9 protein-coding genes are annotated in these 11,129 nt (G+C 34.0%); all 9 read left to right on the plus strand.

What is annotated here, in order from left to right:
- The first annotated feature begins 640 nt into the window (after nucleotides 1-640).
- Nucleotides 641-1,669 carry a bifunctional 3,4-dihydroxy-2-butanone 4-phosphate synthase/GTP cyclohydrolase II gene (locus MVY38_RS05190; RefSeq protein WP_297484089.1) on the plus strand — a complete coding sequence of 343 codons (1,029 nt, stop codon included), beginning with the start codon at nucleotides 641-643 and terminating at the stop codon, nucleotides 1,667-1,669.
- 12 nt (nucleotides 1,670-1,681) lie between these two features.
- Nucleotides 1,682-2,410, plus strand: a complete 729-nt coding sequence (locus MVY38_RS05195) for a DUF695 domain-containing protein (protein WP_297484090.1) — start codon at nucleotides 1,682-1,684, stop codon at nucleotides 2,408-2,410.
- Entirely contained in the window at nucleotides 2,391-4,259 is a 1,869-nt protein-coding gene (locus MVY38_RS05200; protein ID WP_297484091.1) for an MFS transporter, read from the plus strand. Before MVY38_RS05195 ends, MVY38_RS05200 begins: the two co-directional genes overlap by 20 nt.
- Nucleotides 4,246-4,617, plus strand: coding sequence for a diacylglycerol kinase (locus tag MVY38_RS05205; RefSeq protein WP_297484092.1), 372 nt, complete (start codon nucleotides 4,246-4,248; stop codon nucleotides 4,615-4,617). The genes MVY38_RS05200 and MVY38_RS05205 overlap by 14 nt, the downstream gene beginning before the upstream one ends.
- A 14-nt stretch (nucleotides 4,618-4,631) precedes the next feature.
- On the plus strand, nucleotides 4,632-6,824 hold the full coding sequence (locus MVY38_RS05210; protein ID WP_297484093.1) for a patatin-like phospholipase family protein: 2,193 nt from the start codon (nucleotides 4,632-4,634) through the stop codon (nucleotides 6,822-6,824).
- Nucleotides 6,821-8,002, plus strand: coding sequence for a saccharopine dehydrogenase family protein (locus MVY38_RS05215; protein WP_297484094.1), 1,182 nt, complete (start codon nucleotides 6,821-6,823; stop codon nucleotides 8,000-8,002). The genes MVY38_RS05210 and MVY38_RS05215 overlap by 4 nt, the downstream gene beginning before the upstream one ends.
- A 9-nt stretch (nucleotides 8,003-8,011) precedes the next feature.
- Nucleotides 8,012-8,857, plus strand: a complete 846-nt coding sequence (locus tag MVY38_RS05220; RefSeq protein WP_297484095.1) for an HDOD domain-containing protein — start codon at nucleotides 8,012-8,014, stop codon at nucleotides 8,855-8,857.
- The gene (gene nspC / locus MVY38_RS05225; protein WP_297484096.1) at nucleotides 8,841-9,992 is read left to right on the plus strand and encodes a carboxynorspermidine decarboxylase; all 1,152 of its coding nucleotides are present in this window, start codon (nucleotides 8,841-8,843) and stop codon (nucleotides 9,990-9,992) included. The genes MVY38_RS05220 and nspC overlap by 17 nt, the downstream gene beginning before the upstream one ends.
- 323 nt (nucleotides 9,993-10,315) lie before the next feature.
- Nucleotides 10,316-11,129: hypothetical protein (locus MVY38_RS05230; RefSeq protein WP_297484097.1), on the plus strand; the 814-nt coding region annotated here is incomplete at its 3' end.

Below are 11,129 nucleotides of genomic sequence, written 5' to 3' on the forward strand. Positions count from 1 at the left end.
GCATAGTGCAAATTATAATTTGTCACCAGTTGAGTTTGAAGAAAAAATGATGTTACAGGTTGAAACAGCAGCTTAGAATATTTATGGATAAGTATGATATAGGGTTGACACATCAGTTTTACCTGCAAACTCTAAAAACAACCTATAAATTTTTACCACTTTTTTCATTTTTTAAAATTGTACTACTTTTGTACTACCGTTGAAAATATAGGTAATGGAATGAAAAGAGGGATAAAAAATTGTACTACCTTTTTGTACTACTTTTATGTGATTTGGTGACACAAAATGACATATTGACATATAAATGGCTAAATAGTGGGTAATAGCAGATAACTTGCTGAAAGTCCGTAAATAAGGGGTTTTTATTATGTTTTTGTTAGTGTAATTATTTGATTAAAAATGGATAAAAAGGTGGTGTAGTAGGGTTATGAGCCCGACGAGCTACCGAACTGCTCTATTCCGCGGTGTTTAAACACATTCACTCTGTGTTTGTGAGCGAAATTATAGACAAAAACTTTTTTAATGTCAAGGCTTTTGCAAAGAAAATTGAAAATTTCTTTTTTGACCTCTTTTTAATGAATATTTTTATATAATGAAATTGCAAGAAGTCTAATAAAAAATATATAAGAAAGAGAATAAAATGAAACCAATAGAGAGAGTTTTACAGGCAATAGAAGATGTTAAAAAGGGAAAAATGGTCATCATGGTTGATGATGAAGATAGAGAGAATGAGGGCGACTTAGTCTATGCGGCTGCATTTTCTACACCAGAACATGTAAATTTTATGGCTACAAATGCCAGAGGGCTTATTTGTGTTGCACTCTCTAAACCTATTGCAAATAGACTTGCATTAAATCCTATGGTGAGTTCAAATACATCATCATATGAGACTGCGTTTACAGTTTCAGTTGATGCAAAAGATGCACTTACGGGTATCTCTGCAAAAGAGAGAGACGATACCATCAAAATACTTGCAAATCCTATCTCAAACGCAGATGAGCTTGTAAAACCTGGGCATATCTTTCCTTTAATTGCAAAAGATGGTGGTACACTTGTGCGTACTGGACATACTGAAGGTTCTGTTGATCTTTGCCGTTTAGCAGGTCTAAGTGAAGCAGGTGTTATTTGTGAAATCATTAAAGATGATGGAACAATGGCGCGTAGAGATGACTTAGATATATTTGCACAAAAACATAATCTCAATACTGTATTTATCTCTGATATTGTGGAGTATAGACTTGCAAATGAGAGACTTGTAAAAGAGATTGGTGTAGAAGAGATAGAATTTTTTGGTGTAAAAGTAAGTCGTCATACTTTTGAAGATCATGATGGAGTAGAACATACTGCAATTTTATTTTATAGTGCTGGTGAAGTGGCAAATGTAAGAGTGCACAATGTTATTACAGATTGTGAGCTACTTTTAAATCAAGAAAAATATAACAATCTTATTAACTCCATAGAGTATCTCAAGCAAAACAGTGGTCTTTTACTCTTTATAAACAAAACAAACCATCAAGATAACGCAGCCATGAAAGAGTTTGGTATTGGTGCGCAGATTATCAAATCATTTGGTGTTTCAAAAATGAATCTTATTACTGCTATGCAAAAGACGGACTTTATCGGCTTAAGTGGGTTTGGTTTAGAAGTTAATGACATTGTAAATGTATAAAAGAGAGAGAATATGAGAGATTTTTTTAAAAGAGTTGAAGAAGATGGAAGTGAAATTTATATAGAGAGCGATATGAGTGCTTATGGTTATAGTGAGCGATATAGTTGGCTTTTTAGTGTTTTTATAAAATTTGATGCTTCTAAAAATTCACAAGAGAGTTTTGAAGAGTTTTTAGAAACCAAAGAGGCACTTATTATCGCCGTAGAGCATGATGGTGGTGCAAAGTATGTTGGCAGTCGCGTTGTAGATGGTTGGAATGAACTTTATTTCTATGCCGAAAATGCAAAATCTTTAAACGCAGTTGTCTCTAAAATGTTAAGTAATAGTGGATACGTCTATGAAAGTAGTGTTGTCAAAGATACGAAATGGAATTTTCACTATAAAAACCTTATACCATCAGCTTTAGAATCAGCACATATTCAAAGTGAAAAAATCATTTTTATGTTGCAAGAGGAAGAAGATGATTTGGAAGTTCCTCGTCTTGTTGAACATTATGTTTCATTTACTACGCCTACGCAAAAAGAGAAATTTTTGGAATTACTTCCTTTTGAAGATTTTAGTTTTAAAGATGAAATAAGCAGCGAAGATTTTGAAAATGGTCTTGCTTTAGTAAAAGAGCATGCAGTAACAGAAGAAGAAGTACACAAAAATGTAGAACAACTTTTTGAAGCTTTAAAAACAGAGCAGGGCTTTTATGAGGGTTGGAGTACGACGCTTGTAGATGGAGATAAAAGCGAATAATATGCAGAGTAAAGAGAAAATATTTGCTATTACTGGTGTTATAAATTATATTTTTGTTGTCTTTTTAAATGCTTTTACCGATTTAGGGCATAAAATAATTATACAAAATACAATTTTTAAGGTTTACGATGGCAGTACACAAATAGTTTTGACGGCTATTGTAAATGCTTTGGTACTTTTACCTTTTATTTTGGTATTTTCTCCCTCTGGATTTTTAGCAGATAGATTTCCTAAAAATAAGATTATGGAGTATTCTGCAATCTTTGCTATTGTGATTACCCTTGGTATTACTTATGCTTACTATCATGGATATTTTATTTTTGCATTTGTGATGACCTTTTTACTCTCCATGCAGAGTGCTATTTATGGACCTGCAAAGTATGGCTATATTAAAGAGCTTTTTGGTGAGAAATTTTTAACAGGTGGCAACAGTATAGTGCAGGCTACGACGACAGTAGCCATACTCGGTGGAATTATTTTTTATACTGTTTTATTTGAAAATATGTACGACACTTCACTCGTTACAAAGTCTGAAATACTGGAGCGAATTGCTCCTCTTGGTTGGCTTTTGGTTATTAGCTCAGTTATTGAGTGGTACGGTGCTTCTACGCTACCAAACAAGATACTTGTTGCTAGTAAAAGAACTTTTAATCTAAAAAAATACTTTAGAGGAGAGTACCTTTTTCGTAATCTAAAAACGGCAACACGAAAGAGAGAAATTTTTCACGCTATTTTAGCATTGAGCCTTTTTTGGTCAATCTCTCAAGTTGTTTTGGCGATTTTTGGTGAATATGCAAAAGATCAACTAGGCGTATTAAATACCATATATGTTCAAGGTGTGATGGCATTAGCAGGAGTAGGAATTGTATTTGGTTCCATAATGGTTGCAAAACTCTCAAAAGAGTATATTAATCTTGGTCTTGCAGGTATTGGTGCTGTTATGGTGACTATTTTGGTTTTTCTTATTCCATTTGTTCACTCTATGGTACTTATGTCTGTGATGTTTTCTTTTTTTGGAATTTTTGCCTCTTTTATTTTAGTGCCTCTAAGTGCGCGCATACAGTTTTTAAGTGCAAATGCACATTTAGGGACAATTTTAGCGGCAAATAATTTTATTCAAAATATCTTTATGTTCTCATTTCTAGTTTTAACTACGCTATTTGCTTATTTTGGAATGAATGCAATTATTCTCTTTTATTGTATGGGGTTTGTCGGTATTTATCTTATTTTTCTTCTTTTTCATAATTATATGACAGAAACATTTTTTACGACAATGAAGCTCTTTTCACTTGCTAGACATAAGTATGAATATTTTGGGGTGCAAAATATTCCAGATGAAAAAGCTGTACTGCTTTTGGGAAATCATGTAAGTTGGATTGACTGGATAATTTTGCAGTTGGCACTGAAGAGACGCATTAGTTTTATGATGGATAAAGAGATTTATCACTGGAAATTTTTTCATGCTATTTTTAAAAAAGGAGAAGCTATTCCTCTCTCGCCTAGAGCTTTTAAAGATGCAATGTATGAAGCATATAAACGCCTGCAAAATAGAAGTGTTGTAGCAATATTTCCAGAGGGTGGCATTAGTGTAGATGGTGATATAAAACCATTTCATCGTGGATATGAGCTTATCTCTAGCGATTATGATGGCGTGATTATTCCTTTTTATATAGGTAGTGGAATTTTTGGTAGTAAATTTGCGAAGTATAAACCAGAAAATGCTAAACGCAGCTTTTTTAAACGCAGAAAAATAAAAGTCTATTTTGGTGAGCCTTTGCCTAAAGAGACCAAATCTGCAGAGCTAGAGAAAATTATTAAACAGATGAGAGAAAAATATGAAACTAAATAAACCAAAACATAATCTTTACAGAAACACGATCTATGCACTTGAAGGGCTTGTAGATATTGTAAAAAATGAGACCTCTTTTAAATGGCAACTTTTGATGCTTTTTGGATTTGGCACACTTGCTTGGATTTTACCGCTAAGTTTTGGCTACAGCAGTATTCTGTTTTTATCACTCTTCTTGCCTATTTTGGCAGAAATAGTAAATAGTGCCATAGAGCGAACAGTAGATTTAGTCACACAGGAGTATCATATACTAGCAAAACAGGCAAAAGATGTTGGTGCAACACTTGTTTTAGTGAGTTTTTTAGTGACTGTTCTTATTTGGACAGCCACGCTGTTGATTGCGTTTAAGCTTGTTTAAAAAGGGGTTTTATTTTGAAATTTTTGGTTTTTCTTTTTATAGTAACGGTGGCGTTGTTTGGAGAGAGTAGACCAAAAATAGCTCTGGTTTTAAGTGGTGGTGGTGCGCGTGGTGGTGCGCATGTTGGTGTGTTGAAAGTTTTAGAACAAAATCGTATTCCAATAGATATGATTATTGGTACAAGTATGGGCTCCTTTATGGGAGGGCTTTATGCTGCAGGAAATACACCTCAAGAGATACAAAAGATGCTGGTCTCAACAAATTGGCATGAGTACATTCGAGCAGATATGGATCGTAAAAAAATTCCAATGCAGCGTAAATTAACGGAATATACTTACCAAGGAAAACTTGGATTTGGCATTAGTGCAAATAATGAACTTGTTTTGCCAACGGGTGTCCTCAAAAGAGAGCCTCTGCTCTTAAAATTTAGCGAATTAACTGCAAATGTGGCAGATATAAAAGACTTTGATAAATTGAGTATTCCTTTTAGGGCAGTTGCTACGGACATTAAAAATGGTGATGAAGTGGTACTGAAGTCTGGTTCACTTGCTGAGGCTATTTACGCTTCGAGTGCAATTCCTGGAGGTTTGCAACCTATAGACATTAATGGTATTGACCTAGTAGATGGTGGTGTTAGTGATAATATTCCCATTGATGTAGCGCGTAAAATGGGTGCAGATATTATTATTGCTGTGGATGTGAGTGAAAATTTTTCAAGCACTTTAGATGTAAATTCCTACCTTGTAGTTGTTGGACAACTTGTAGATATTATGATGCGTAAAAATGCAAATGAATCCATAAAACATCTCACTTCAAAAGATATTTTAATCACACCCAAACTTGATGGTTACTCTGGACTTGATGCAGACAAATATGCAGCTATAATTGAGAGAGGCTATGTAACTGCACTCAAAAGTGTAAAACAGTTACAGGCATTGTCTCTTTCTAAACAGGAGTATGCAAAATATAGAAAAAAATATAGAAAAAAACACTATGCTAAAAAGTTTATTATTGATGCTATTGAAATTAAGAATGAGACGCATATTTCAAATGAAGTTATTAAAAAAATGATACGCCAAAAAACTGGTACTGCGTTTAACGATAAAGCACTTCGTGAAGATATACTTAAGCTTTATCACCTTACTACATTTGACAGCATAACTTATAAAATTGTAAAATCCAAGGGTAAAAATATTTTGCTTATTACAACAGAGCCAAGTTGGAATAGTAATGGAGATGTTCTTTTTTCTCTCTCTTTAGATGATGATTTTAACGGGCACTCTGCATATAGTCTTAAAGTTGGCTATTTGATGTACGGCATTAATTCTTTGGGTGCTGAGTGGCGAACAGATGTAGAAATAGGAAAAAAACAGCGTTTTTCTACAGAATTTTATCAGCCACTTGATTACAGTCAAAAATGGTATGCGAGACCTTTTCTCTCTTATGAAAAAATGACCTATATTGTTCCGACAGAGAGTGTGGGAAATCAAGAACTTGAGAGTAGGGGATATGGTGGTGGTCTTGCCTTTGGTTTGAATCTATCACGGAGTCTGCGCTTAGAGCTAAACGCAGCGGCATATAGTGATAAGTCGGATGTTAATTTGGTGCAATACTCAGAGGAGTTTAATGCACGGCAGCTAAATGCAAAAGTGCTTTTTGACTCACTAGATAACTATAACTTTCCAAATAGTGGTTTTTTAGGCAAAATAAACATAAAAAAAGATGCTAAAATTTGGGGGAGTGACTATGACTATGAACAGTTTTATAGCCAACTGCAAAAACCTTTAACTTTTAGAGATAATACACTCATAATAAATGCAAAGCTTGGTTTTACAGATGTGAAAAGTAAGAAAGAAAATGCGGTGACTGTTTACGATAAGTTTTTACTTGGTGGAATGTTTAATCTCTCAGGATATCCAGCAAACTCATTTGCTGGAAATAACATTGTGTTTACAAGTATGATGTACCGTTACAGAATAAAAAATGGTGGTTTTTTTGGCTCACTTGGTGTTCCTCTTTATGGTGGTTTTACACTAGAAGGTGCTTCTGTTTGGGGCGATGGCAAGGATTTTCATATAGATGACATAAAATCTTCCGCTTCTTTATTTGTCTCAGCAGATACACCTCTTGGCGCATTTTACTTTACCTACGGGTATGCGGATGAAAAGCATAACAATCTATATCTTTACTTAGGAGAAAAATTTTGAAAAAAACAACTTTGATTATTGGTGCAGGTGGCGTTGGACGAGTGGTTGTACATAAATGTGCAATGAATGCAGATGTCTTTGGAAATATCGTACTCGCAAGCAGAACAAAATCTAAATGTGACATAATAGCCGCTGAAATAAAAAATGTAACAATTCAGACTGAGTGTGTTGATGCAGATATTACTGAAGATATTATCTCTTTAATTAAGAAAGTAAACGCAGCGATTGTTATAAATGTGGCACTTCCGTATCAAGATTTAACTATTATGGATGCTTGTGTGGCTTGTGGTGTTGATTATCTTGATACTGCGAACTATGAACATCCTGATGAGGCAAAATTTGAGTATAAATTGCAGTGGGAAAGAGACGCTGCGTTTAGAGAAGCGGGCATTATGGGCTTGCTTGGAAGTGGATTTGATCCGGGTGTGACAAATGTCTTTTGTGCCTATGCGCAGAAGCACTACTTTGATGAGATAGAGACCATAGATATTTTAGACTGTAACGCAGGTGATCACGGCTATGCTTTTGCAACCAATTTCAACCCTGAAATAAACCTGCGTGAAGTGAGCGCGAATGGGCGCTACTGGGAAGATGGCAAGTGGATAGAGACAGAGCCGATGGAGATAAAAATGGTTTGGGATTATCCAGAGGTGGGTCCAAAAGATAGCTACTTGCTTTATCATGAAGAGATGGAATCACTTGTAAAACATATAAAAGGACTCAAACGCATTCGCTTTTTTATGACTTTTGGTGAGAGCTATTTGACACATATGAAATGTTTGCAAAATGTTGGCATGTTAGGCATTGAGCCGGTTGAACATCAAGGACAAAAAATAGTTCCTATGGAGTTCTTAAAAACACTGCTTCCTGATCCTGCGTCACTCGGACCTCGTACGAAAGGAAAAACAAACATCGGAATTGTCGCTGAGGGTGTAAAAGATGGCAAAAAGAGAAAAATATATATCTATCAGGTAAGTGACCATGAGAAGTGTTATGCCGAGGTAAATTCTCAAGCAGTTTCCTACACAACAGGTGTGCCTGCTATGATAGGTGCAAAACTGATGCTGGAGAAAAAATGGTACAAAGAAGGTGTGCATAATATGGAAGAGTTTGACCCTGATCCATTTATGCAAGAGCTTAACAAGCAAGGACTCCCTTGGAAAATCAAAGAGCTTTAAGGCAAAAATATGACATATGAAGATTTAGTAAAAAATATTGATGAGATGCCTCCACTCTCTAAGGTTGCAATGGTCATACAGGGACTTTACGCGCGTGGTGCATATCATGTAGATATAAAGAAATTAGTGAGAATGATAGAAGCGGATGTTATGCTTACTGCAAATATTTTAAAAACTATAAATTCACCATATTATAATTTTAGAAATCAGATAATATCTATATCTCAAGCTGTGACACTATTGGGTACGCAGCAGATTTATGGTCTAGTAATTGAATATGCAATTTCAGAGCATTTAAAAGCAGATACAACAATCTATGGGTTTAATAATGCACAATTTAATGAAATGTGTATTTTAGAAAGTTCTTTAATGATGCAGTGGTATTCTAGAATTGATTTACGAGATACACACCTTCTAACCTCTTTAAGCCTTATTATGGAATCGGGAAAAATTATTATTTCTAAAGAGTTAATGGAAAGCTCTTATAGAGAAATATATAGAGAAGGTTTTTTAGCTTGTGAAAACATTCCAGAGTTTGAGCAAGAGTTTTTAGACACTACATCTTACTATTTGAGTGGTGTTTTATTTGAACATTGGAATCTAAATTCTCTCTATGTACTAATTCTTAAAAACCTTGACAAAGATGAAGATAAAATGGATGATGAAGTAGATGATATTATAAAACAGTACATTAAGGCTATAGATATTGTAAGAACTGCCATTAATCTAAAGGAAGTTTTAACAGATCAATCTATAAAAAAAGCTTCTCAAAAAGTTAAAGAACTTGGTCTGGATGTAGAACATTTTGAAACAGTTGCAAAGAGAATACGAAAAAAATATGAAAATGCAGCATAAAAAGCTTCAAACACCATACTACCTCTGTGAAGAGGTACTTTTAGAGAGAAATCTTAAGATTTTAGATGATGTGCAACAGCGAAGCGGTGCAAAGATTATCTTGGCACTTAAAGGCTTTGCGATGTGGAGCACTTTTGATTTGGTCTCACGCTACCTAAAAGGGTGTACAGCAAGCGGACTTTATGAGGCGCGTTTGGCTCGTGAAGAGTTTTGTAAATTTAATCCAAACGCAGAGGTGCATACCTATTCGCCTGCGTTTAAAGAGGATGAAATAGAGCAAATAGCACGCATAAGCGACCACATCGTTTTTAACTCTCCCTCGCAGTTGCACAGATATGCTAAAATAGTAAAAGAGATAAACCCAAACATTGAAATATCACTGCGTTTAAACCCTGAAGTCTCCTCCTCTCCTGTAGATATTTATAACCCTTGCGGACTTTATTCACGCTTGGGAACAACACTTGAAAATTTTGACGAGTCAGTTTTAAAACAGCTTGACGGGCTCAACTTTCATGCGCTTTGTGAGCAAGGAGCAGATGAGCTCGAAGAGGTACTCACTGCGTTTGAAAAGAACTTTGCTCCATACTTTAAAAATCTCAAATACATCAACTTTGGAGGAGGACATCATATCACGAAAAAAGGTTATGATGTTGAAAAGCTCATAGGGCTCATCACTGCGTTTAGAGAGAAATACGGAGTAGAAGTTTACTTAGAACCGGGTGAGGCAGTAGGGTGGGAGACAGGCTCTCTTGTTGCAACGGTGCTTGATGTCTTTGAAAACGGTATGAATGTAGCCATACTAGACACCTCCGCAGAAGCCCATATGCCAGACACTTTGGCGATGCCCTACCGTGCAGAAGTACGAGGAGTAGGCAAAGCAGGAGAGAAAAAATACACTTATCGCTTGGGTGGTAATACTTGCCTTGCTGGAGACATCATGGGCGACTACTCATTTGATGTACCTTTAAAAGTAGGGGATAGAGTAATATTTGAAGACCAAATTCACTACACTTTTGTAAAAAATACTACTTTTAATGGAATTAAACTTCCATCTTTGGCTATTAAACGCAGTGATGGGCGTGTGGAGTTTGTTAAAGAGTTTGGGTATGAAGATTATAGAGATAGGCTTTCTTGATGAATCTTGCTATAATAAAACAAAATAAATTATATTAGGTCTAGTGTTTTATGGCATACTCGGAATCAGATACTTGTTCAAAACTTATCAATTTGCTTATAAAGTAAAAAAATTCATAGAATTTATACTCAAATGATTTAAAAAAGATGGCGTGAAAGAATTTGATGAAGATAATCTTGGTAAATTAACTAATTGACTTTATTATACTTGGAATGATAATAGAATTTGCCAATAATTTTGGAGGGAGTCTTTAAATACGAGATGAGTATTTTAAATTACAGAGAGAAATTTATAGATAATTAATATAAAAATTTGGAGAAAATATGGCGAAAGTAGAGTTTTATGAAATAAGTATGAGAGATACTAAAGATGGAAAATCTATTGATGAAAACATTATAAATGTAATAAAAAATAGATTAGTAGAATTACCAGAAAATGATTTACTTTGTAGTAACAAGACATGTCTAGCAATTTTATCTGAATTTAAAGAGAATAAAAATTCTATAACATTTGACTTTTCAAAACTTACTAAGGAAGTGATAAATAGCACAATTATTTCTAAACCACTTGATAGTATTAATACTTTTGAAGAATTCAATAACATGGAATCAGATAAAGCACTTCCCACAATTGAAGAAATAGAATTTATCATTAGATTGACATCTGAATATGAAAATGATGAATTAGTAAAAAAGCTGATGAAAAGTGAAATAGAATATTTTACTATTTATAAAATCCTAAGAGATAATCAAAATTTAATTACATCTTATGAACTAGAATTATTTTGTGCTAAAACAATACAAAGAATGAAGAAGGAAAAAATCTTTTTTAATATTATGAACTATAGACAAAGCTATATTCTAATGTTTCAAAAAGCTGTTCATGGATTTGATGTAGAACATTTATTAGAGTACTTAAATTCACACTTATTAGTAAATGAAAATATTAGGTTATATTTTAAAAAAATCTATGATATATCTTTTATGGATGCGCTACAAAATTCAGATATAAAAAGTTTTAAATTCACATACAGCTCTGAATCAAAAAATAATTTAACAGAAGAAAATTTTGCAACTCCTTTATATTTTTTAACAAAAATGTTAGGAACAAATATTACCGTAAGTGTAAATAATGATA

The sequence above is a fragment of the Sulfurimonas sp. genome, from assembly GCF_027056685.1.
Taxonomy (GTDB): domain Bacteria; phylum Campylobacterota; class Campylobacteria; order Campylobacterales; family Sulfurimonadaceae; genus Sulfurimonas.